The following is a 22226-nucleotide window of genomic DNA, read 5'->3' as shown; positions in this document are numbered from 1 at the left end:
CCGCGTGGCCGGGGTCCTGGCCGTCACGGCGAGGTCAGGACCGTCTCGCCCACGTCGACGAAGCCCGGCTTCTGCGCCACCAGCTTGCCCTGGCGCACCACCTGGAACGTCACGTCGTGGTTGACGATCCGCGGGAAGTCGCGCGCCCCCAGCAGGTCGTCGTAGCGCCAGCGCAGCGGCGGCGTGAGGCCGCCGGTGTCGATCTTCGTGCCCTGGTCGAGGGCGTGGCTGATCCGCAGCGAGGAGACCGAGTCGCTGTCGAGCGACTCGATGACCTGCTTGAGGACGGTGTACGCGATCCACGTGGTCTGGACGCCCGCGTCCGCCGGGTCGACCCGGTTGTCCACGAAGGCGTGCTCCTTGATCACCTGCTTCATCGGCTCCCAGGCCTTGTTGTCGGCGTCCGGGTACCAGCCGGTGACGAAGGCGCCCTCGAAGGGGCTGTGGGCGCCGCCCGAGCGGTCGATGAGCGGCTGGCCGACGCTGCCGAGGACGGACGAGATCCGGACGGTGTCGCCGTCGCCGGACTTCCCGTCGGACCCGTTCCGCTCGCCGGGCAGCCGGCGGAAGGAGTCGAAGAAGGTCTGGGTGCGCTCGCCGAGCACGGCCGTGACGCAGCCTTCCTCGGCCCCGGCCTTGGTGCGGGCCTTGTCCGCCGAGGCGGTGTACTCGGCGGCGTCCTCGACCGCGGGGATGTCGATCGCGCCGCTGTGGCTGGCCTTGCGGAGGCCGGAGTTGAGCAGGTCCGGCAGCTTGTCGCCGGCGATGGTGTCGGGACGGACGAGGGAGACCTTGCGGCAGTTCGCGGCGAGCTGCATGCCGTGGCCGGCGATGAGGGAGGCCTGGCCGCCGTTCACGGGATACGAGAGGGAGCTGGTGAACTCGTCCTCGGAGATGCCGTAGCCGCCGATGTACGGGATGCCGGCGGCCTCCAGCGGCGCCATGAAGGCGCGGCCGAACTGGCTGTAGGAGCCGACCACCGCGACCGCGCCCTCGTGGACGGCGCGGCGGGCACAGGCGGAGGCGCCGGCGTTGGTGTTCTGTTCGTTGCAGGTGAGGACACGGAGTTCGTGGCCGTCGATGCCGCCGTTGGCGTTGACCCAGCGGGCGTAGGCCTGGGCCATCGCGGGCATTCCGGGCATGTTGGTGGCGCGGGTCTGGTCGGGCGCCCAGGTCATGACGGTGACGGGCTCCCTGGAGCCCCCCGTGGCCCCAGGGAGTACGCCGCAGCCGGTGAGCAGCGACGCTCCGGTCGCCGCTGTCGTGACGTACGCGAGGAGTGAGGAAAGTCGCCTACCGGTCATGGGCATGCACAATTCCGCCCCACGGGTAACGCGACAGTGAGCGAGAATCAACGCGGGGTGACGTGGAGGTGAATTACGGGGGTCGGACGGGGCCGGACCCGGCGCTGTCGGTGGCGGAACGTACGATCGAACGGTGTCCGCTAGCACCTCCCCTTCGATGAACTCTTCCCGTCGCGCCCGCCGCTCCTCCACCATGGGCGGCATGCCGCTCAACGACATGCCGTGGTGGCGCTGGCGCGCCAACGTGCGCTCCGCGCTGCACATGCTCTCGGACCCGGAGTTCCACGAGACGACCTGGCTGGCCGGCCAGGAGGGGTTCGGCGACGTCACCGACGCCGTCTACCGCCTGGTGGAGGACACCTGGCTGGACAGCTGGTCCGCCGAGAAGTACGTGGGGACGATCTTCCGCGACTCCGGCGAGGCCGCCCTCGTCGACGTGGCCGTGCTGCGGGTGCTGCGCATCATGCACCAGGTCGGCGCGGACGCCCCGGTCTCCGCGTACCTGGAGCACCACGGCTGGCCCGAGGCCGTGCGGGCCGCCCGCGAGGCGCACGTCCGCATGGCGACGGCGGACGGCGAGGACCCGGACGTCCCGCCGCGCTCGCTCGAGGTCCTCCGGATCATGACCCGGTCCGCCTGACCCAGGCCGACGTCCGTGTGGTGTCCACCCGATGTCCGCGTGCCGGACGAGGCGGCTTTCCCGTCCCCCGGGTGTGGCAGGCTAGGCGAATGACCGACCAGTACGTCCTCACCCTCTCCTGCCCCGACAAGCAGGGCATCGTGCACGCCGTGTCGAGCTACCTCTTCATCACGGGTTGCAACATCGAGGACAGTCAGCAGTTCGGAGACCGTGACACGGGTCTCTTCTTCATGCGGGTCCACTTCTCGGCCGAGTCCCCCGTCACCGTGGACAAGCTGCGCGCGAGCTTCGCCGCGGTGGGCGACTCCTTCGCGATGGACTGGCAGATCCACCGGGCCGACGAGCGGATGCGCGTCGTGCTGATGGTGTCGAAGTTCGGTCACTGCCTGAACGACCTGCTGTTCCGCTCGCGGATCGGCGCGCTGCCGGTCGAGATCGTCGCGGTCGTCTCCAACCACACCGACTTCGCCGAGCTGGTCGCCTCGTACGACATCCCCTTCCGGCACATCCCGGTCACCAAGGACAACAAGCCCCAGGCGGAGGCGGAGCTGCTGGACCTGGTCCGCGAGCAGGACGTCGAGCTGGTCGTGCTCGCCCGCTACATGCAGGTGCTCTCCGACGACCTGTGCAAGCAGCTCTCGGGCCGGATCATCAACATCCACCACTCCTTCCTGCCGAGCTTCAAGGGCGCCAAGCCCTACCACCAGGCCCACGCCCGCGGCGTGAAGCTGATCGGCGCCACGGCCCACTACGTGACGGCCGACCTCGACGAGGGCCCGATCATCGAGCAGGAGGTCGAGCGCGTCGGCCACGAGGTCACTCCCGACCAGCTCGTCGCCATCGGCCGGGACGTCGAGTGCCAGGCCCTGGCCCGCGCGGTGAAGTGGCACGCGGAGCGCCGGATCCTCCTGAACGGGCGCCGCACGGTCGTCTTCGCGTGACACCGGGCCGGAGCCCCGCCCCGAGCGGCCCGCGGCCTCCCGCCGGCCGGAGCCCCTACCGGACCTAGAGCCGGCTCAGCGACGCCGCCGCGAAGAGCACGTCGCGGATCGCCTCGCGGTCGCCGTCCTGGCCCGCCGCCGCGTCCTGCGGCGGCACGTGACCCGCGACGAGCTGGCAGAACTCGACGCCGTCCATCGCGACCTGCGCCACCGCGTGGTCCGGGGAGCCGAGGGCGGCGGGCGAGTCCAGGGCGGTGTACCAGTGGCCGCCGCCCGCACCCTCGATCTCCAGGTGGAGCGAGCGGCCGGGCGAGCCGGCCGTGACGAGTTCCCGGGGCGGGGCCGCGAGGCCCAGCCGGCGGCGGTCGGCGAGGGCCGCCGGGAGGAGCCGGGCGGCCAGGTCGATCATGCCGTGCAGATGGCTGCCGCTCGGCGGGTCGTACGGATAGGCCACCGCGTTCGCGATGTCGTCCGCGTGCACCCAGCACTCGAAGGCCCGCTCCAGGAGCGAGTCCCGCAGCGGCAGCGCGAAGTCCCCGTAGGTGACGGTCAGGTCCGCCACCCCGCGCCCGGCGAAGGACACCGTACGGATCAGCGTGTGGCTCTGGTCCCGCCACGGCTCGCGGATCGTGCGGGTCGGCGGCCGGGCGGAGGCTTTCCAGTACGCCTCCGTCCGCTCGGCCGGTGACAGCTCCCCGGTGCCCGCGCCGAGCGGGTCGTCCAGACCGAGCGAAGCCGCCACCAGGCCGTCCACGGCCAGCAGATGCCCGATCACGCCGGCCACCGTGGTCTTCCGGTTCACGGCACGCTCGCCCTCGAACCACCGCAGCCGCACCGGCGCGTGCCACTCCGCCTCGCCGATGTCGCGCAGCAGCGCGTCGAGCCGGGCGGTCTCCGCGTCGTACGGCGAGGCCCACGCGGGCACCGGGATACGGGCCGGGCGGCGGCCCAGACAGTTCTCCAGGACCCGGGAGCGCAGCAGCGGGTCCAGGTCCAGATCGCGCTCGGCGTGCAGCAGCCCGACCGCGTCGCGCAGCCGCAGCGCCTCGTCCGCGCACGGGGCGCACTCGGTGAGGTGGGCCTCGACGGTCCGCGTCTCCGCCGGCGAGCAGGCGGAGAGGGCCCACGCGCCGAGGAGCGACTTCAGGGTCCGGTGGGGCAGGTCGAGGAGTTCCGGCGCCTCCCGTGCTTCGGGGGCGGCCGGGAGGTCAGGGGCGGTCTCCGGCTCCGGTGCCTCCGCGAGCGGGCCGTCCCCGTACACGTCGTCGGCGAAGGGGGAGGACGCGGCGAAGGGCGACGGGTCCGGCGGCGAGGTCAGGTCCGCGTGGTCGTCGGCAGCCGGGCGCGGGCCCGGTATCCGCGGAGCGCGTGCGACCTCCTCGGGATCGTCGTTCGCCCCGGTCACAGCGACCGTCCGTAGCCGCCGGTACCGGGCGGCGAGGAGCCCTCCAGCGGGCGGGTGTTGGCCGTCGACAGCAGCTGGAGTCCGAGCCGCAGCCGGCGCCGTGCCTCGTCCTCGGTCACGCCGAGGTCCGCGGCCGTCTGCCGGTAGTCCCGGCGCTGGAAGTAGGCCAGTTCCAGGGCCTGCCGCAGCGGCGTCGGCATGGACGTCACGATGTAGTCGGCACGGGCCGCGACCGAGGCCCGGCGCACCTTCTGCTCCAGTTCCTCCGCCGTGCCCTCGCCGCGCTCCGCGAACGCCACCGACTCCGCCTGCCGCAGCCGGTGCACGGCCTGCCGCTGGGTGAGCCGGGCGACCCAGGAACGCATGTTGCCCTGCTTCGGGTCGTAGGCGTCGGGGTTCTCCCAGATGTAGCCGAAGACCTCGCGGGTGACCTGGTCGGCGGCCTCGTCGTCGTCGAGCACCCGGTGGGCCAGGCTGTGCACGAGCGAGGCGAACCTGTCGTAGAGCTCGCCGAGCGCTGCGGCCTCACCGCGCGCCAGCCGCTGCTGCATCCTGCGGTCCCAGCGTGGCGGTGTGTCCTTCGTCGCCATGCGACACCCTCCCGACGACTCCCCGACGGCCTGCCCGATGACCTCTCCGACCCGAATTCCCCTCCAAAGTAATGCGCCCGGACCCGGCGCACTCCTCTTTGCGGCAAGTGAGCCCTTGACGGTTCGCCGGATGGTAAGGAAAGCGCCAAGCCGCCGTCCAGGGGTTTCGGAGCGGCGCGAGCGGGCAGCGGGAGGGGACAGGAAGGGCGGGCTCCGTTTGGCTCGTTCCCATGTCCCGATGTCTGAAAGGCGCCGCTCGTGACGATCCGGGTCGACGAGAACGAGCAGGAACCGTGGACCGTGCTGCGGATCAGCGGGGAGCTGGACCTGGTCACCTCCCCGCTGATCCGCAGGCGCCTCCACGCGGCCGTCGCGGGCGGCCGCCACGACGTGGTCCTCGACCTCTCGGCGGTCCGCTTCTGCGACTCCAGCGGTGTCGGCGTGCTCGTCGCCGCGCGCCGGCTGATGCGGTCCTGCGGCGGCCGGCTCCGGCTGATCCTGCCCGCCCGCGGCGCCGAGGACGGCGCGCACGTCAACCGGGTGCTCGCCGCGCTCGGTGTCCGCCGCCTCTTCGAGGTGTACGAGGACGTCCCCGCCGCGCTCGACGAGACGACGGAACCCCTGTCGGCCTGAGCCCCGCAGCCCGCGGCCGACAGGCGGCCCGGGGCCTCAGGCTCAAGGCCCTCAGGCCCAAGGCCTCCAGCCCCGCAGCGGCTTCGGCGCGCGACGACGACCTACGCGTACCGCTCGCGCAGTTTGTACTTGAGCACCTTCCGCAGCGTCTCGTTCCTCGGCAGCGCGTCCACCACCTCCAGCTGTTCCGGCAGCTTGAAGACCGAGAGCCCGGCCTCGCGCAGGAACGCCGTGACCGTCTCCAGGGTGAGCGGCTCGGCGCCCGGGGGCTGTTCGACCACCGCGCAGACGCGCTCGCCGCGCTCGGGGTCCGGGAGTCCGACGACCGCCGCGTCGCCGACGCCGGGGTGCTCGTGGAGGAGGTCCTCGATCTCCTTGGCCGAGATGTTCTCGCCCTTGCGGATGATGACGTCCTTGAGCCGGCCCGTGAGGACGAGATGACCGCTCCCGGTGAGCCGGCCGACGTCGCCCGTGATCAGGAAGCCCTCCTCGTCGAAGGCGGCGGCGGTCTGCGCCGGGTCGAGGTAGCCGCGGCAGACCGCCTCGCCGCGCAGCCGGACCTCGCCGCCCTCCGCGATGCGTATCTCCATCCCGGCGGGCGGCCGTCCCTCGGTCGTGGCCAGGTTCTCCGGGGTGTCGCCGGGATCGCCCATGGTGATCATGGGGACCTCGGTCATGCCGTAGCCGTGGGTCAGCTGACAGCCCAGCTCCCGTACCACCGCGTGGTAGATCTCCGGCGGCTTCGGGGCGCCGCCGCCCGCGAGGAGCCGCAGCGTCGGGATGATCGGCTCGCCCGGCTGCTTGCGCTGCTCGGCGAGGAACATCGAGTAGAAGGCGGTGGACCCACCGGCCACCGTGACGCCGTGCCTGCGGTACTCGTCGAGCGCGTCCGGCAGCGCGAAATGCTCGAACATGACGGCGGGGAACCCGTACAGGAGCAGCATGACCGTGTAGTCGGGACCGGCGATGTGCGCGTACGGGAAGGCCATCGAGCCGACGTCCTCGGCGCTCAGGTGCAGGGCGTGCGCGAGGCAGGAACCGCCGGCGAGGAGCGAGCGGTCGGTGTGCAGCACGCCCTTGGGGTCGGAGGTCGTGCCCGAGGTCCAGTAGATCCAGCGGACGTCGGTGCCGGAGGCGGGCGGGGCGGGGAGGACGCCCGGGTCGCCGTCGGGGAGGCCGTCGTACGCCTCGAAGATCCCGCGCGCGCCGAGCCGCCGGGCCATCTCCGTGTGGTCGAAGCCGCGCCAGACGCCGGGGACGGCGAAGAACTCCGCGCCGGACTCGCGCAGCGCGAAGCCGACCTCCTTGTCCCGGTAGAACGGGATGACGGGGGACTGTACGGCGCCGATGCGGGCGAGCGCGAAGGACAGCACCGCGGTCTCGATGCGGGTGGGCAGCTGCCAGGCGACGACGGTGCCGGGGCGCACGCCCATGCCGTAGAGGCCGGCGGCGCAGCGTTCGGCCCGGTCGCGGAGCTCGCCGAAGGTGAGGGTGCGGTCGCCCTGGAGCAGGACGGGCCGGTCGGGGGTGAGCGAGGCGCGGCGCTCGACGAGCTCCCAGAGGGTGCGGGACGCGCCCAGGGCCTGTGCGGTTTCGGTCACGGCGACTCCCTTAACTGACTAACCGTCAGATTGCCTGGAGAGCGTAGAGGGCCGGTCCTTGTCGGTCCAGGGGGGCGGGGCTAGCCTGATGCCGAGCCTGTATCTGACGGGTCATCAGAAAATGGAGGGGTCATGACGGAACTGCCCCGCATCATCAGCGTCGACGACCACGTGATCGAGCCCGCGCACCTCTTCGAGACCTGGCTGCCGGCCAAGTACCGCGACCGGGGACCCAAGCCCCTCACCGCGGGCATCGGCGAGCTCGCGTACGTCGGCGGCAAGTACCAGATCACGATGGATCCCGACGGGCCGCCCACCGACTGGTGGATCTACGAGGACCTCAGGTTCCCGTACAAGCGGAACATCGCCGCCGTCGGCTTCGACCGCGACGACATGACCCTGGAGGGGATCACGCGGGAGGAGATGCGCCGCGGCTGCTGGGACCCCACGGCGCGCCTCGCCGACATGGACCTCAACCACGTCGAGGCCTCCCTCTGCTTCCCCACCTTCCCGCGCTTCTGCGGCCAGACCTTCGCCGAGGCCCACGACAAGGAGGTCGCCCTCGCCTGCGTCCGCGCCTACAACGACTGGATGGTCGAGGAGTGGTGCGGCGACAGCGGCGGCCGGCTCATCCCGCTGTGCATCATCCCGCTCTGGGACATCGACCTGGCCGTGGCGGAGATCCGGCGCAACGCCGCCCGCGGCGTCAAGGCCGTCACCTTCTCCGAGATCCCCACCCACCTCGGCCTGCCGTCCATCCACTCCGGCTACTGGGACCCCTTCTTCGCCGTCTGCCAGGAGACCGGCACGGTGGTCAACATGCACATCGGCTCCAGCAGCCAGATGCCCGCCGCCTCACCCGACGCCCCGCCCGCCGTCCAGGCCTCGCTCAGCTTCAACAACGCGATGGCCTCGATGATGGACTTCCTCTTCAGCGGGGTGCTCGTGAAGTTCCCGCTGCTGAAGCTGGCGTACAGCGAGGGCCAGATGGGCTGGATCCCGTACGCCCTGGAGCGCGCCGACGACGTGTGGGAGGAGCACCGCGCCTGGGGCGGCGTCCGCGACCTGATCCCCGAACCCCCGTCCACGTACTACTACCGGCAGATCTTCTGCTGCTTCTTCCGCGACAAGCACGGCATCGCGTCCCTGGACGTCGTCGGGCGGGACAACGCCACCTTCGAGACCGACTACCCGCACGTCGACTCCACCTTCCCGCACACCAAGGAAGTCGCCCTCGACCACGTGAAGGGCCTCGACGACGAGACGGTCTACAAGCTGATGCGCGGCAACGCCATCCGCATGCTCGGCCTCGGAATCGTCTGATGGAGCTGGCGTACACGGAGGAAGAGGAGGAGTTCCGTGGCCGGCTGCGGGAATGGCTGGCCGCCGAGCTGCCCACCCTGCCGGCGAAACCGGACCCGCTCGACTGGCCGGGCCGGCGCGCCTACGACTGCGGCTGGCAGCGACGCCTCTACGACGCCGGGTACGGGCACGTCCACTGGGACGCCTCACCGACCCAGCGGCTCATCTTCCTGGAGGAGACCGAACGCGCCGGGGCGCCCTACGTCGGTGCCAACTTCGTCGGCCTCCTCCACGCGGGCCCGACGATCGCCGCCGAGGGCACGCCCGAACAGCGCGGGCGCTGGCTGGAGCCCGTGCTCCGCGGCGACGAGGTGTGGTGCCAGGGCTTCAGCGAGCCCGAGGCCGGATCCGACCTCGCCTCGCTGCGGACCAGGGCGGTGCGCGACGGCGACGCGTACGTCGTCACCGGCCAGAAGATCTGGACCTCGCACGCCGAGGCGGCCGACTGGTGCGAACTGCTCGTACGGACCGACCCGGAGGCCCCGAAGCACCGCGGCATCACCTGGCTCGCGATGCCCATGGACGCGCCCGGCATCACGGTCCGGCCGCTGCGCACCCTCGCCGGTTCCACCGAGTTCGCCGAGGTGTTCCTCGACGAGGTGCGGGTGCCGGTGGCCAACCGGGTGGGCGAGGAGAACGACGGCTGGAGGGTCACCATGGTGACCCTCTCCTTCGAGCGCGGCACCGCCTTCGTCGGCGAGGTCGTCGCGTGCCGCCGCGTCCTCGGCGAACTCGCCCGCACGGCACGGAAGAACGGCCGCTGGGACGACCCCGTGCTGCGCCGTCGCCTCGGGCGCCTCGGCGCCGAGTTCCAGGCCCTGTGGCGGCTCACCCAGTGGAACGTCAGCGAGGCCCAGGCCACCGGCGGGGTGCCCGGCGTCGGCGGCTCCGTCTTCAAGCTGCGCTACTCGCACGCCCGCCAGGAGCTGTACGACACGGCCGCCGCCGTCCTCGGCCCCGACGCGCTCGACCTCGGACGCGAGTGGAACCCGGACCGGCTGTCCTCCCTCTCGTACACGATCGCCGCGGGCACCTCGCAGATCCAGCGGAACATCGTCGCCGAGCGCATCCTCGGCCTGCCGAAGGGCCGGTGAGACCGACGTGGACTTCCGACTGACCGAGGACCAGCAGGCGCTCAGGCGGGGCGTGCGGGAACTGCTCGACCGGCGCTTCGGGCGCGAGGCGCTGCGGGCGGCCGTGGACGGGGGAGGGGTCCTCGACCGCGCCCTGTGGCGCGAGCTCGGCGCGGCCGGGTTCTTCGCGCTCCGGCTCCCCGAGGAGGCGGGCGGGGTCGGGCTCGGCCTGCCCGAGGCCGTGCTCGCCTTCGAGGAGGCCGGCCGGGCGCTCCTGCCCGGACCGCTGATCGCCACGCACCTGGCCGCGGGCGAGGTGCCCGGGGCGGCGGAGGGCGAGACCGTCGTCACCAGCGCCGACGGGGAGCTCGTGGAGTGGCTGGACGAGGCGGACGTGGTCCTCGGCCCCGCCGAGGGCGCCGTACGGATCCGGTCCGTCGACCCCCTGACTCCCCTGCACCGGCTGCCGGCCGCCCCTCCCGTCGGCGCCGAGGCGTCGCTGCTCACCGCCGCCGAACAGCTGGGCAGCGCGGGCCGCACCACCGAGCTCGCCGTCTCGTACGCCCGTACCCGGGAGCAGTTCGGGCAGCCGATCGGCGCCTTCCAGGCGGTGAAGCACCTGTGCGCGCGGATGCTCGTACGGACGGAGCTCGCCCGCGCCGCCGTCTACGCCGCCGCCGTGACCGCGGATCCCGTCGAGATCGCCGGGGCCCGGCTGCTCGCCGACGAGGCCGCCGTCGACGGTGCGCGCGACTGCCTCCAGGTGCACGGCGGCATGGGTTTCACCTGGGAGGCCGACGTCCACCTGCATCTGAAACGGGCCTGGGTGCGGGCCGAGCGCGGCCTGTCGGGCGCGGCGGCGGAGGAGCTTGTGGCGGCCCGGCTGTAGTACCGGAGCGGGAGAGAGGTGTAGTGCCCACGTCACGCAGCGTCGATATCGTCTTGTGTCCTTCGCGCGGGTCGTCACGCGCCGGAGTCGGCCCCCGGCTCCGGTACGCTCCGTGGGATGCGAGTGCTTGTGGGCCCGGATCGCGCCGGTGCCGCCGATGCGGCGGCGCCGGGCCCGGGAATGCCCGCCGCTCGCGCCCCGCGTTCGACTCCTCGCGGCATGCGTCGCACAGTATGGACCATGCGTACTCCTTCGCGCTGGAATATGCCCGAAGCGCTTGTTGCGGTGACTGTACGTCAACCATGCTGTCTCACAAGGGAATCACGTTCCGTAAAGGTGTGTCCGCCGGTTCGGATGGTGTGAACGGTGCAGGTGCTTCAGGTGCAGTTGGAGGTCGGGCCCGACCCGGCGGAGGTGGGGCGAGCCCGGCGGTGGGCGCGTTCGCGGCTGGCCGGGTCCGGCATAGGGGACGACGAGCCGCTGGCGGAGACGCTGGTGCTGCTCATCTCCGAGCTCGTGACCAACGCCGTGGTGCACACGGGCTGCCCGGCCGTGCTGCGGATGCTGTTCGGCGGGGCCGGGGTGCGGGTCGAGGTCGCCGACACGAGCGACCGCCCGCCGCGGCCACGGCACGCGGAGGGCGACGACACCAACGGCCGCGGCCTCGAGCTGGTGGACGGCCTCGCCGACCGGTGGGGCTGGCAGCGCGAGGGCACGGGCAAGAGCATCTGGTGCGAGGTCGACCGGGCTCCGGTCGCCGGGCCGGGTGCCGGGCCCGGTCAGGGTGCCGGTGTGTCACCCTCTTGGGTGCCCTGTTGACGGTTCGTGGTGAATTGATCACCCTTGGGTGAGCGATTCGTTCTGCGAGGGGAGTCGAGGGGTCGTGCCCCTCGACGAGCGCGGGTCGTGACGGGTGGCGGCTGCCGTGCCGTGCTCGGGGCGCGCGCGAGTGCGCCGCCACCCGCGGAATTCCCCTACAGCACCGCCACCGGCGCCACCGGTGTCCCCGTGCCGCCCACGAACGGTTCGGGCATGGCGGACAGCAGGAACGCGTAACGCCGTTCTTGTGCACAGGCTGTGGACAACTCTTCCAGATTCCAGTTCTGCCCCTGGAGCATCCCCATCTCGACCAGGTCGAGGGCGTGCACGGGCAGCCACAGGTTCTCGATCTCCGGCGGGAAGATCTCGAAGGTGAGCGTGTCGTTGGCGACCGCTGCCACGTCACGGGCGTGGAACCACTCGGGCGTGCGGACGGAGAGCCCGGGTGACGGGAAGGCGTAGCCGTGCCGGTCGCCGGCCAGGTACGACTGGATCTGCCCGGTGCGGACGAGCACGACGTCCCCGGACCGTACGGTGACCCCGCCGAACTCCGCCGCCTCGTCCAGGTCTTCCGGCGTGACGGCGTGGTCGCCGGGCAGCCGGTCCACGCCCCTGGCCGCCGCTACGTCGAGCAGGACGCCGCGCGAGACGACGTGCCGGGCGGTGTGGATGCCGCTGAACTCGGAGCGGCCGTGGGGGGTGACGGTGGCGGCGGGGCGGCCGTTGTAGATCCGGCCCGAGTGCGAGACGTGGGTGAGTGCGTCCCAGTGGGTGCCGGCCTGGAGGCCCATGGTCACGGCGTCGTCGCTGGTGGCGACGGTGCCGGCGCCGAAGAGCTCCTGGTTGATCTGGACCATGACGTGGAGCGGGTTGACCCGGCCGGGGATCATGCCGGTCTGCACGCCGTCCTGCTTCAGATCGAGGGCGAGCGGGACGCGCCGGCCGGTGCGGACGGTCGCGGCGGCCTCCCGCACCACCTCGTCGGTGATCAGGTTGAGGGTGCCGATCTCGTCGTCCCGGCCCCAGCGCCCCCAGTTGTTGACGCGCTTGGCGATGTCGTGGAACTCGACGGGAAGTGACATCGGGCGCCTCCGAGGTCTTGTTTTCCGGTATCTGACGGGCCGTAGAATCCTGCCGACGAACGAATCTAACGGACCGTCAGAAACCGCGGGAAGGGGCCGGGCGTGGGGAACTTCTTGGCAGGGAAGGTCGTCGCCGTGACGGGGGCGGGCCGGGGGATCGGCCGTGCGGTCGCCCTCGCCTGTGCGGCCGAGGGCGCCAGGGTCGTCGTCAACGACTACGGCGTCTCCATCGAGGGCGGCGAGCCCACGAGCGAGGTCGCCGAGTCGGTGGTGAAGGAGATCGAGGCGGCGGGCGGCGCGGCCGTCGCCGTCGCCGACGACATCTCGACGATGGCGGGCGGGCAGCGCGTGGTGGACGTGGCGCTCGCCGAGTACGGGCGGATCGACGGCGTCGTGTGCGTGGCCGGCATCCTGCGCGAGCGCATGCTCTTCAACATGTCCGAGGAGGAGTGGGACCCCGTCCTCGCCACCCACCTCAAGGGCACCTTCACCGTCTTCCGGGCCGCGTCCGCCGTGATGCGCCGCCAGGGCGCCGGCACGCTCATCGGCTTCACCAGCGGCAACCACCAGGGCTCCGTGGCCCAGGCCAACTACTCGGCGGCCAAGGGCGGCATCATCTCCCTCGTCCGCAGCGCGGCCCTCGGGCTCCACAAGTACGGCGTGACGGCGAACGCGGTCGCCCCGGTGGCCCGCACCCGGATGTCCGCCAACGTCCCCATGGAGCTCAAGGAGATCGGCGAACCCGAGGACGTCGCCGCCCTCGTCGTCTACCTGCTCTCCGACCGCGCGAAGGCGGAACGGATCACCGGCCAGGTCTACACGATCGCCGGTCCCAAGATCGCCGTCTGGGCCCAGCCGCGGGAGCTGCGGGCCGGCTACGCGGAGGGCGGGGCGTGGACGCCGGAACGCATCGCCGACTTCCTGCCGGGGACGGTCGGGACGGACCCGATGCCGATGCTTCGGCAGCTCGAGGAGATGGCCCGCGCGGCGGCCGCCGGCGACCGCCCGAACTCCCGGAAGGGAAACGCGTCATGAGGGGCGTCGTCTTCGACGGGAAGCAGGTCCGGGTCGTCGACGACCTGGAGGTGCGCGAGCCCGGCCCCGGCGAGGTGCTCGTCGCCATCGCCGCCGCCGGGCTGTGCCACAGCGACCTCTCGGTCGTCGAGGGCACGATCCCCTTCCCCCCGCCCGTCGTCCTCGGACACGAGGGCGCCGGTGTCGTCGAGGCCGTCGGGCCCGGCGTCACCCATGTCGCCCCCGGCGACCACGTGGCCCTGTCCACGCTCGCGAACTGCGGCACCTGCGCCGACTGCGACCGGGGCCGCCCCACCATGTGCCGCAAGGCGATCGGCATGCCCGGGCAGCCCTTCTCCCGCGCGGGCACGCCGCTCTTCCAGTTCGCCTCCAACTCCTCCTTCGCCGAGCGGACCGTCGTCAAGGCCGTCCAGGCCGTGAAGATCCCCGCCGACATCCCGCTCACGTCCGCCGCCCTCATGGGCTGCGGCGTCCTCACCGGCGTCGGCGCCGTCCTCAACCGCGCCAAGGTGGACCGCGGCGAGACCGTCGTCGTGATCGGCACCGGCGGCATCGGCCTCAACGTCCTCCAGGGCGCCCGGATCGCCGGCGCGACGACGATCGTCGCCGTCGACACCAACCCGGCCAAGGAGGACCCCGCCCGGCGGTTCGGTGCCACGCACTTCCTGACGTCCACCGACGCCGTGCGGGACGTCCTGCCCACCGGCGCCGACCACGTCTTCGAGTGCGTCGGGCACACCGCGCTCGTCCGCGCCGCCGTCGACCTGCTCGACCGGCACGGCCAGGCGGTCCTGCTGGGCATGACGGCGCCGAAGGCCGAGGCGAGCTTCCTGCCCGCCGCGATGTTCCTCGACAAGTCGATCCTGGGCTGCCGTTACGGCTCCTCCCGCCCCCAGAAGGACATCGCCCTCTACGCCGAGCTGTACCGCTCGGGCCGGCTCCTCCTCGACGAACTCGTCACCACCACCTACCCGGTGGAGGACTTCGCGCGGGCGGTCGAGGACATGGAGCAGGGGAAGGTGGCCCGGGGCGTGCTCACCTTCTGAGGAGTCCCGAGGCAGGCTGAAGCCTTCCGAGGCCTCCCGAGGCTTTCGAGGCCTGGAGGTCTCGGAGGCCTTCGAGGCCTTCGAGGCCTTCGGGGCTTCGTGGCTCCCGGAGGGGTCACTTTCCTCGCGCGCGGTAGGCGTCGACCGTGCGGGCCAGCGCCTCCTCGACCGGGGTGGCCACGGCGCCGAGCCGTTCCCGGATGAGGGTCGAGTCGACGACGAACGGCTCCGCGAACTCGTACCGCATCTCGATGAGTTCGCGCACCGTACGGTTCACCGCTCCCATCGCGTACAGGACGGACGTCGGCATCCGGCGCAGCCTGGCGGCGCCCGGGCGGCCGGTGGCGCGGTGGGCCAGGTCGACGAGCTCGCGGGTGGTGCGGGTGTGCGGGTCGTTGGGGAGGTGCCAGATACGGCCGGCGGCCTGGGGGTGCAGGCCGAGGAGGGCGAGCGCCTCCCCGATGTCGGGGATGAAGGTGTACGTGTGGGGCTGGTCCGGATCCCCGAGGACGGTGGCGGTTCGGCCGGCGAGGAGGGCGGGGAAGACCAGGTCGCCGAGGTTGGACTGGGCGCCGCCGCGCGGTCCGAAGTAGTCGGAGGCGCGGCCGATCGCCACCTCCACGCGGCCCGCCTGGTGCGCGGCGAGCAGGTCCTGCGCCATCCGGGCCCGGAGCCGGCCCTTGCGGGTGGTCGCGGCGTCGGGGCTCTCCTCGGTGAACGGGCGGCCGCCGGGCGGACCGTAGCCGTACACGTTGTCCATCGAGACCATGCGGGCGCCGACCGCCGCGGCGGCGGCGAGCACGCCTGCCTGGAGCGCGGGGAACTCCTGCTGCCAGCGGTGGTACGGCGGGTTGAGCGCCTGGTAGACGACGGCCGCGCCGGCCGCGACGGCGGTGGTGAACGCGGGGTCGGCGGCGTCGCCCGCGACCACCTCGACGCCGTCCGGGACGTCCGCGCGGCCGGACCGGTTGACGACGCGGACGGACTCCCCTCGGCGTACGAGGGCCTCGGCGACGGCCGTGCCCACGGCGCCGGAGCCGAAGACCACGTGACGGGCGGTGGTGGTGCGGTTCATGCGTCGACCTCGCTGGGGGTGGTGGCGGGAGTGGTGGCGGTGGCGGGAAGGATCCCGTCGAGCAGGACGCCCGAGAGGGCCGAGAAGGTGAGCGCGCCGGTGGCGCCGAAGACGGTGAACCGCGCGTCCACGCCGACGCCGGCGAGGGTGGTCACCGTCCAGCCTGCCGCCCACAGGGCCGGCATCGCCACGGCCCAGAGCCAGGGACGCCGGGCGGCGCCGCGGGGCAGGGCCCAGGCCTGGGCCGCGCCGAGCAGCACGCCCTCGACGGCTCCCATGAGGGCCAGTGACGCGAGGTCGGTGCGATGGCCGACCAGGGTGGAGCCGAGCAGGAGGCCGAGGCCGGCGCCCGCCGCGGTCGCCGCGGACCAGCGCGGCCACCGCAGGCGTCCGGACGAGGCCAGTGCCTGACCGGCGCCGATGACCGCCCCCGTCACGACCCCGCCCACCAGGGCACTCGTCGCGTCGTCGACCGGACCGGCGGCCGCGCGGCCGGCCAGGCCGGCGATCGGGAACGCCAGGAAGCCGGCCGTCCACCGGATCCAGGCACGCCGTGCTGGGCGCATGGGACCACCTCCAATTTCTGTACGCTGTCCAATTAATGTACGCCGTGCAAAAATGACCCGTCAAGCGGTCGCGTGAGGACGGGCCGTACGGGCGGGCGAGGAGGCACACGGATGGCGCAGGACAAGCCGCCGGTTAAGCGGGGCAGGAAGCGGGCGGTCGGCGAGCACGAGGTGGTCGCGGCGGCCATCCGGCTGCTCGGCGCCCGCGGCGCCGACGCGGTGAGCATCCGCGGCATCGCCGCCGAGCTCGGACTCGCGCCGAACGCCGTCTACACCTACTTCCCGGACCGCGCCGCCGTCGTCGGCGCCGTGGTCGAGCACCTGCTCGGCGGGACCGACCTCGCGGCCCTCGAAGCCCGCGACACGCCCTGGCGGGACCGGATCCACGCACTCGCCGCCGACCTGCGACGACGGCTGCTCGACCACCCCGGGGCGGTCCAGCTGCTGCTGTCCGGCCCGATGGACGGCCCGAACGCGCTCGCCCTGGGCGAGGCCCTCCTCGCCGTCCTCGGGGACGCCGGCCTCGACCCGACAAGGGCCGCCCGCGCCTCCTACCTCCTGATCGTCCAGGTGCTCGGGTCGATCGCCCTGGAGGCCGCCGAACTCCCCTCACCCGCACCGGCCCCGCCCACCGCCGAACGCGTCGCGGCGCGCCGCGAGCAGCTCCGGGCCGTGCCCGCCGACCACTACCCGCGCACGGCGCAGGCCGTGGACGTGATCGCGGCGTTCGTCTCGGACGAGCAGTACGCGTGGGGCCTGGACCGGGTCCTCGACGGCATCGAGAGGGACCGCGACCGGGCGTCCGGTGGCGAGGCGTCGGGTGGCGAGGCGTTCGGTAGCGGGGCGTCGGGTGGCGAGGCGTCCGGTGGCGAGGTGTCCGGTGGCGAGGCCGGTGGTGACGCGTCAGGTAGCCGGGCATCGGGCGGAAGGGTCTGAACGGCCGCACGCACAGACCGAGTTGATGCCGACGCAGGGAGTCGACGCCCCCGCCGGGAAACGCGGTGGGCACGGGGAGCCTTCGCCGTTACGGTCCTGACCATGTCCTACCGTGAGCTCGCCACCCGCCCCGTACTCGCCTGGTCGGCCGTCGCCGTGGCGGCCCGGCTGCCCGTCGCGATGGCGCCGCTCGCGCTGGTCTTCCTCGTACGGGAGCAGCCCGGCGGCTACACGCTCGGCGCGGTGCTCGCCGCCGCGTACGTCGTCGGGGAGATCGTCGCGGCGCCCGTGCTCGGCGTACGGATGAACGCCGAGCGGGCCCGGCCGCAGATCGCGGTCGGCCTCGCGGCGGGTGCTGCCGCGTTCGCCGGGCTCGGGGCCGCCGGCGGCGCCGCCCACCCCGTCCTGCTCGGCGCCCTCGCCTTCCTCGCCGGCGCGGGCCCGTCCGCCGCACCCGGCGGCATGCGCGCCCTGCTGACCAGCCTGGTCCCGGAGCGGGCCGTCACCCAGGCGATGAGCATGGAGTCCGTCCTGACCTTCGGGATCTGGGCAGCCGCGCCCGCGCTGACGACCGGTCTGGCCCTCGGCGTCGACCCCGTCGTGCCGCTGCTGCTGCAGGCCGCGCTCATGGCGCTCTCCGTGGCCGGGCTGTGGCTGCTGCCGTACGGCTGGGCGGCGGAGAAGCCGGAGGAGGGGGTGTCCATGCGGCGGGTGCTGCTCCGCGCCTGGCCCGTGTACGTCACGGGCGCCGCCGGACTCACCCTGCTCGCGCTCGCCGAACTCATCCTGCCGGCCCTGCTCGAACAGCGGGCCATCGCCATCGGCTGGGCGGGGCCGCTGCTCGCCGGGTTCTCCGTCGGTTCGGCCGTGGGCGCCTTCGCGTACGGACTCCGCGGCTCGTGGCCCGGCCGGCTGCCGGTCCAGTCGGCCGTGCTGCTCGCGGGCGTCACGGCCGGCGTCGCCCTGACGGCCGTGCTGCCGTCGACCGTCGGCATCGCCGTCGCGCTGGCCGCGGCGGGGCTGCTCCAGGCGCCCGCCGGTCTGACCCGCAACCTCGCCCTGCGGCAGGTCCTGCCGCCCGGGGCCCTCGCCGCCGGGTACTCGGTGATGTACGCGGCCGTCGGCGCCGGTTACGCGGCGAGCGGCACGCTCGCGGGCGGACTGCTGAACGTCGTCGCGCCGTCGACGGCGATCCTGTGCGGGGTGGGCCTGACCGTGTTCCTGACCGCGCTCGGCGTGTGGGGCGAGCGCCGGATCCCGCCGCGCGAGGGCGGCGGGGAGACTCAGGTCGCGGCGACCGACGCCGGCCCCGACGCGGCGCGGAAGGTGCGGCGGTAGGCCGTCGGCGTCACGCCGATCGTCGCCTGCAGGTGCGTACGCAGCGACTGGGCGGTGCCGAAGCCGGCGTCGTGGGCTATCTGGTCGACCGGCAGGTCCGTGGACTCGAGCAGGTGCCGGGCCCGCTCCACGCGCTGCCGGGTGAGCCACTGCCCCGGGCTGACGCCCACCTCCTCCCGGAAGCGGCGCGTGAAGGTCCGTACGCTCATCGCCTCCCGCACCGCCAGGTCCCGTAGCTGGATCGGCTCGTGGAGGTGGGCCAGCGCCCAGGCGCGCGCGGCGGTCGTGGTCGACGCGCCCGGATCGGGCAGCGGCCGCGCGATGTACTGGGCCTGCCCGCCGTCCCGGTGCGGCGGCACGACGGTGCGCCGGGCCACCTCGTTGGCGACGGCGGTGCCGTGGTCGCGGCGGACGATGTGCAGGCACAGGTCGATCCCGGCGGCCACGCCGGCGGAGGTGAGCACGTCGCCGTCGTCCACGAAGAGCACGTCCGCGTCGACCCTGACCTTCGGGAACAGCCGCTGGAAGTGCTCGGCGGAGGCCCAGTGGGTGGTCGCCGGGCGCCCGTCGAGGTAGCCGGCTGCGGCGAGCACGTAACCGCCGGTGCAGATGGAGACGAGCCGGGTACCGGGCCGGACGTACGCGAGGGCGGCGGCGAGTTCGCCGGTGAGCCGGCCCTCCTCGAACACCGGCCCCAGCTCGTACGAGGCGGGGACGACGACCGTGTCGGCGGTGGCCAGGACCTCCGGCCCGTGCTCGACGTGCACGGCGAAGTCGGCGTCGGTCCGGACGGGACCGGGAGCGGTCGCGCAGGTCACGATCTCGTAGAGCGGGCGGCCCCCGGGGTCCTTGGCCCGGCCGAAGATCCGGTGGGGGATGCCCAGTTCGAAGGGGAGGAGGCCGGGCAGGGCGAGGACGGCGACGCGATGGGCCCGCACAGTGTTTCCCTCCGTAAAAGAGTGGTGGTCCAGACCACCGTGCTGGTACGTGTGCTGCTCGTGACGGACAACACGTACAAGGACACCACGTACAAGTCTGAGCCCGCCGACCGGATTCCCGCACCGGACCCCGCGGAGGACGGTCAGCCCGCGAGAGCGCCCGCACCGGGGACGCGGGCGGGGACGCGGGCGGGGACGCGGGCGGGGACGGCTCCGGCCGAGCCGCTCGCGCCGGGGGCCGAGCCGCTCGCGCAGGGAGTCGCATCCACGGCCGCACCGCTCGCGCGGGGAGCCGCACCGGCGGCGGCCGCCCCGCTCGCGCCGGACAGCCTCTGGAACCGCAACTTCCGGCTCTTCTTCGTCGCCCGCGCCGTCGCCGTCCTGGGCGAGGGCATGATCCCGGTCGCCTTCGCGGCCGGACTCCTCGGCGCCGGTCATTCCGGTGCCTCCGTCGGCTATGCGCTCGGTCTCTGGACTGCCGCCTTCGCGCTCTTCGTCCTCGTGGGCGGCGTCCTCGCCGACCGTTTCACCGCCCGCCGGATGATGATCACCGCCGATGTGCTGCGGCTGCCCGGCGCGCTGCTGCTCGCCGTCACGTTCGCGCTCGGCAGCCCGCCGCTGTGGGCCGTGTACGTGCTGTCCGCCGTGAGCGGCGTCGGTGCCGCGCTCTTCCAGCCCGGCGTCGCCTCCACCATCCCGCGCATCGCGTCCGACGTGCAGCGCGCCAACGCCGTCCTGCGCGTCGTCGAGGCGCTGACGACGATGGCGGGGCCGGCGCTCGCCGGTGTGCTCGTCGCCGTGTGGAGCACGGCGGCGGCGTTCACCGTCAACGCCGCGACATTCGCCGTCAGTGCCGTCTGCTTCGTCCTGATGCGGATCCCGCCGGCCCCGGCCGACGTCGTCAGGCGTGGCTCGCTGCTGTCCGAGATGGCGCTGGGGTGGCGGGAGTTCCGGGCCCGGAGCTGGCTTTGGGGAGTCATCGCGATCTGGACGGTGTACGGCCTGACGGTCGCCGGGCCGATGGTGCCGCTCACCGCGAGTCTGGTGACCGAGGAGCACGGGGCGGCCACCTACGGCGTGCTGATGGCGGTCAACGGCGCGGGCAGCGCCGTCGGTGGCCTGCTCGCGATGCGCCTGCGGCCGGTCCGCCCGCTGGCGGCGGGCGCGGTCGCGCTGCTGGGCCTGCCGGTGAACCTGCTGCTGCTCGGGACGGGCGCGCCGGTGCCGGCGCTGTACGCGGGCGCGTTCCTCGCGGGCGCGGCCTTCGCCTTCTGGCTGGTGATGTGGTCGACCTCGGTGCAGACGCACGTGCCACAGGACGCGCTGAACCGGCTGCACGCGTACGACGTGGCCGGATCGCTGCTGATGATGGGCGTCGGCCGGGCGCTGTCGGGCCCGGTGGCGGCGGTGGTCGGCACGGAGGAGGTGCTGCTCGCGGGCTCGGGCCTCGCGGTGCTCGTGGTGACGGCGCTGCTGGTGGTACGCCCGGTCAGGACGCTGCCGCGGGCGTAGCCGTACGGGGGCGGGCATGGCTCGATCCTTTGGAAAGCTGGCATTCGGGCCAATGGTGGCGCCGGGGGCCGCTCGGGATGCTGGGTGACGTGACCCAGACAAGCGAGACCCCCGCCTCCGCCCGTACGCCCGATCCGGTCCCGGTCCCCGTCCCCACCCCTGCTCCGGTCCGTGAGCCCCGGGTCCACCGTGCGTGGTTCGTCGCCGCCGTCACCTTCGTCACGATCATCGGTGCGGCGGCCTTCGCCTCCCTGCCCGGGCTGCTCATCGAGCCGCTGCACGGAGAGTTCCACTGGTCGCGCGGCACGATCGGGTTCGCGGTGTCGGTGAACCTCGCGCTCTACGGCCTGACGGCGCCGTTCGCGGCGGCGCTGATGGACCGCTTCGGCATCCGCCGGGTCGTGGCGGTGGCGCTGAGCGTGATCGCGCTCGGCTCGCTGCTCACCGTGTGGATGACCGAGCCCTGGCAGCTGGTCCTCTACTGGGGCATCCTCGTCGGCCTCGGCAGCGGCTCGATGGCGCTGGCCTTCGCCGCGACCGTCACCAACCGGTGGTTCGTGGCGAGGCGCGGCCTGGTGACCGGCATCCTGACCGCGGCCGGCGCGTCCGGGCAGCTGGTCTTCCTGCCCCTCCTCTCCTGGCTGGTCGAGAACCACGGCTGGCGCCCGGCCGCCGTCACCGTGGCGCTGTCCGCGCTCGCTGTCGTCCCCTTCGTGTGGCTGCTGCTGCGCGACCATCCGGCGGACGTGCGGCTCGCCCCGTACGGCGGCGACTACGCCGAGAAGCCCGCGCCCGTCACGGGCGCCGCGCGCCGCGCCGTCACCGTGCTGTTCAAGGCGGCCCGCACAGGCCCGTTCTGGCTGCTCGCCGGCACCTTCGCGATCTGCGGCGCCTCGACGAACGGCCTGGTCAAGACCCACTTCGTGCCCGCCGCCCACGACCACGGCATGCCGATCCAGGCGGCGGCCGGACTCCTCGCGGTGATCGGCGTCTTCGACGTCGTCGGCACGATCGCCTCCGGCTGGTTCACCGACCGCTTCGAGGCACGCCGCCTCCTCGCCGTCTACTACGCGCTGCGCGGGATCTCGCTGCTCTTCCTGCCGATGCTGCTGGCTCCGGCGGTGCACCCGCCGATGCTGTTCTTCATCGTCTTCTACGGCCTCGACTGGGTCGCCACGGTCCCGCCGACGATCGCGCTGTGCCGCGAGCACTACGGCGAGGACAGCGCGATCGTCTTCGGCTGGGTCCTCGCCTCCCACCAGGTGGGCGCCGCCGCCATCGCCTTCGCGGGCGGCGTGGCCCGCGACGTCTTCGGCTCCTACGACGTCGTCTGGTACGCCTCGGGTGCCCTGTGCGCGGCGGCGGCCCTGATGGCGCTGGTGATCAGGCGACCCCGGGCGGGAGCGGGGGCGGCGGCAGGAGCATGATGACGTCCGGGGGG

Annotated in this window: 21 protein-coding genes; 13 read left to right on the top strand and 8 right to left on the bottom strand. The window is 73.2% G+C overall.

Annotation, left to right across the window (positions count from 1 at the left end; genetic code table 11):
- Positions 1–23 precede the first annotated feature (23 nt).
- Positions 24–1304 carry an ABC transporter substrate-binding protein gene (locus ACFY8W_RS11165; protein ID WP_391103874.1) on the bottom strand — a complete coding sequence of 427 codons (1281 nt, stop codon included), beginning with the start codon at positions 1302–1304 and terminating at the stop codon, positions 24–26.
- Between the two features lie 193 nt (positions 1305–1497).
- On the opposite strand from ACFY8W_RS11165, the gene ACFY8W_RS11160 reads away from it, so the two are divergent.
- Positions 1498–1944: a hypothetical protein gene (locus ACFY8W_RS11160; RefSeq protein WP_384421003.1), complete on the top strand. Its 447-nt coding sequence runs from the start codon at positions 1498–1500 to the stop codon at positions 1942–1944.
- An 89-nt stretch (positions 1945–2033) separates the two neighbouring features.
- On the top strand, positions 2034–2885 hold the full coding sequence (gene purU / locus ACFY8W_RS11155; RefSeq protein WP_391103042.1) for a formyltetrahydrofolate deformylase: 852 nt from the start codon (positions 2034–2036) through the stop codon (positions 2883–2885).
- Between the two features lie 64 nt (positions 2886–2949).
- Here purU and ACFY8W_RS11150 read toward each other — a convergent pair whose 3' ends face one another.
- Together ACFY8W_RS11150 and ACFY8W_RS11145 are read right to left on the bottom strand one after the other, a co-directional pair.
- The gene (locus tag ACFY8W_RS11150; RefSeq protein ID WP_391103040.1) at positions 2950–4290 is read right to left on the bottom strand and encodes a maleylpyruvate isomerase N-terminal domain-containing protein; all 1341 of its coding nucleotides are present in this window, start codon (positions 4288–4290) and stop codon (positions 2950–2952) included.
- The gene (locus ACFY8W_RS11145; protein ID WP_391103037.1) at positions 4287–4880 is read right to left on the bottom strand and encodes a sigma-70 family RNA polymerase sigma factor; all 594 of its coding nucleotides are present in this window, start codon (positions 4878–4880) and stop codon (positions 4287–4289) included. Before ACFY8W_RS11145 ends, ACFY8W_RS11150 begins: the two co-directional genes overlap by 4 nt.
- Positions 4881–5138: 258 nt before the next feature.
- Between ACFY8W_RS11145 and ACFY8W_RS11140 the strand changes: the two genes are divergently transcribed.
- Positions 5139–5513, top strand: a complete 375-nt coding sequence (locus tag ACFY8W_RS11140; RefSeq protein WP_391103035.1) for an anti-sigma factor antagonist — start codon at positions 5139–5141, stop codon at positions 5511–5513.
- 101 nt (positions 5514–5614) lie between these two features.
- Here the strand turns inward: ACFY8W_RS11140 and ACFY8W_RS11135 are convergent, their stop codons facing one another.
- Positions 5615–7114, bottom strand: coding sequence for an AMP-binding protein (locus ACFY8W_RS11135; protein ID WP_391103032.1), 1500 nt, complete (start codon positions 7112–7114; stop codon positions 5615–5617).
- A 132-nt stretch (positions 7115–7246) separates the two neighbouring features.
- On the opposite strand from ACFY8W_RS11135, the gene ACFY8W_RS11130 reads away from it, so the two are divergent.
- From ACFY8W_RS11130 to ACFY8W_RS11115, 4 genes are all read left to right on the top strand, one after another.
- Positions 7247–8437: an amidohydrolase family protein gene (locus ACFY8W_RS11130; protein ID WP_391103030.1), complete on the top strand. Its 1191-nt coding sequence runs from the start codon at positions 7247–7249 to the stop codon at positions 8435–8437.
- Positions 8437–9570 (top strand): acyl-CoA dehydrogenase family protein, encoded by a 1134-nt coding sequence (locus ACFY8W_RS11125; protein WP_391103027.1) that lies wholly within the window; start codon positions 8437–8439, stop codon positions 9568–9570. Before ACFY8W_RS11130 ends, ACFY8W_RS11125 begins: the two co-directional genes overlap by 1 nt.
- Before the next feature lie 7 nt (positions 9571–9577).
- Positions 9578–10438, top strand: coding sequence for an acyl-CoA dehydrogenase family protein (locus ACFY8W_RS11120; protein ID WP_391103025.1), 861 nt, complete (start codon positions 9578–9580; stop codon positions 10436–10438).
- A 366-nt stretch (positions 10439–10804) separates the two neighbouring features.
- On the top strand, positions 10805–11257 hold the full coding sequence (locus ACFY8W_RS11115; protein WP_391103023.1) for an ATP-binding protein: 453 nt from the start codon (positions 10805–10807) through the stop codon (positions 11255–11257).
- A 155-nt stretch (positions 11258–11412) separates the two neighbouring features.
- On the opposite strand, the gene ACFY8W_RS11110 is transcribed toward ACFY8W_RS11115, so the two are convergent.
- Positions 11413–12339, bottom strand: coding sequence for a cyclase family protein (locus ACFY8W_RS11110; protein WP_391103021.1), 927 nt, complete (start codon positions 12337–12339; stop codon positions 11413–11415).
- Positions 12340–12441: 102 nt separating this feature from the next.
- Between ACFY8W_RS11110 and ACFY8W_RS11105 the strand changes: the two genes are divergently transcribed.
- Together ACFY8W_RS11105 and ACFY8W_RS11100 are read left to right on the top strand one after the other, a co-directional pair.
- Positions 12442–13374: an SDR family oxidoreductase gene (locus ACFY8W_RS11105; RefSeq protein ID WP_391103018.1), complete on the top strand. Its 933-nt coding sequence runs from the start codon at positions 12442–12444 to the stop codon at positions 13372–13374.
- Complete coding sequence (locus ACFY8W_RS11100) at positions 13371–14420, top strand: alcohol dehydrogenase catalytic domain-containing protein (RefSeq protein WP_391103016.1); 1050 nt, start codon at positions 13371–13373, stop codon at positions 14418–14420. The genes ACFY8W_RS11105 and ACFY8W_RS11100 overlap by 4 nt, the downstream gene beginning before the upstream one ends.
- 115 nt (positions 14421–14535) lie before the next feature.
- Here ACFY8W_RS11100 and ACFY8W_RS11095 read toward each other — a convergent pair whose 3' ends face one another.
- Complete coding sequence (locus ACFY8W_RS11095) at positions 14536–15495, bottom strand: NAD-dependent epimerase/dehydratase family protein (protein WP_391103014.1); 960 nt, start codon at positions 15493–15495, stop codon at positions 14536–14538.
- Entirely contained in the window at positions 15492–16061 is a 570-nt protein-coding gene (locus ACFY8W_RS11090; RefSeq protein ID WP_391103011.1) for a hypothetical protein, read from the bottom strand. Before ACFY8W_RS11090 ends, ACFY8W_RS11095 begins: the two co-directional genes overlap by 4 nt.
- Positions 16062–16172: 111 nt before the next feature.
- Between ACFY8W_RS11090 and ACFY8W_RS11085 the strand changes: the two genes are divergently transcribed.
- Positions 16173–16997, top strand: a complete 825-nt coding sequence (locus ACFY8W_RS11085; protein WP_391103008.1) for a TetR/AcrR family transcriptional regulator C-terminal domain-containing protein — start codon at positions 16173–16175, stop codon at positions 16995–16997.
- A gap of 102 nt (positions 16998–17099) precedes the next feature.
- Positions 17100–18335: an MFS transporter gene (locus ACFY8W_RS11080; protein WP_391103006.1), complete on the top strand. Its 1236-nt coding sequence runs from the start codon at positions 17100–17102 to the stop codon at positions 18333–18335.
- Here ACFY8W_RS11080 and ACFY8W_RS11075 read toward each other — a convergent pair.
- Positions 18281–19273, bottom strand: a complete 993-nt coding sequence (locus ACFY8W_RS11075) for a helix-turn-helix domain-containing protein (RefSeq protein WP_391103003.1) — start codon at positions 19271–19273, stop codon at positions 18281–18283. The two genes, ACFY8W_RS11080 and ACFY8W_RS11075, sit on opposite strands and share 55 nt — an antisense overlap.
- 24 nt (positions 19274–19297) lie before the next feature.
- Here ACFY8W_RS11075 and ACFY8W_RS11070 point away from each other — a divergent pair, with 24 nt between their 5' ends.
- Complete coding sequence (locus ACFY8W_RS11070; RefSeq protein ID WP_391103000.1) at positions 19298–20785, top strand: MFS transporter; 1488 nt, start codon at positions 19298–19300, stop codon at positions 20783–20785.
- A 77-nt stretch (positions 20786–20862) separates the two neighbouring features.
- Positions 20863–22212, top strand: a complete 1350-nt coding sequence (locus ACFY8W_RS11065; protein ID WP_391102997.1) for an MFS transporter — start codon at positions 20863–20865, stop codon at positions 22210–22212.
- The last annotated feature ends 14 nt before the right edge of the window (positions 22213–22226 follow it).

The sequence above is a fragment of the Streptomyces sp. NPDC012637 genome (assembly GCF_042954805.1).
In the GTDB taxonomy this organism is placed as follows: domain Bacteria; phylum Actinomycetota; class Actinomycetes; order Streptomycetales; family Streptomycetaceae; genus Streptomyces.
The sequence above is the reverse complement of the archived record's forward strand: the minus strand, read 5'-3'. Positions and strand labels throughout refer to the sequence as shown.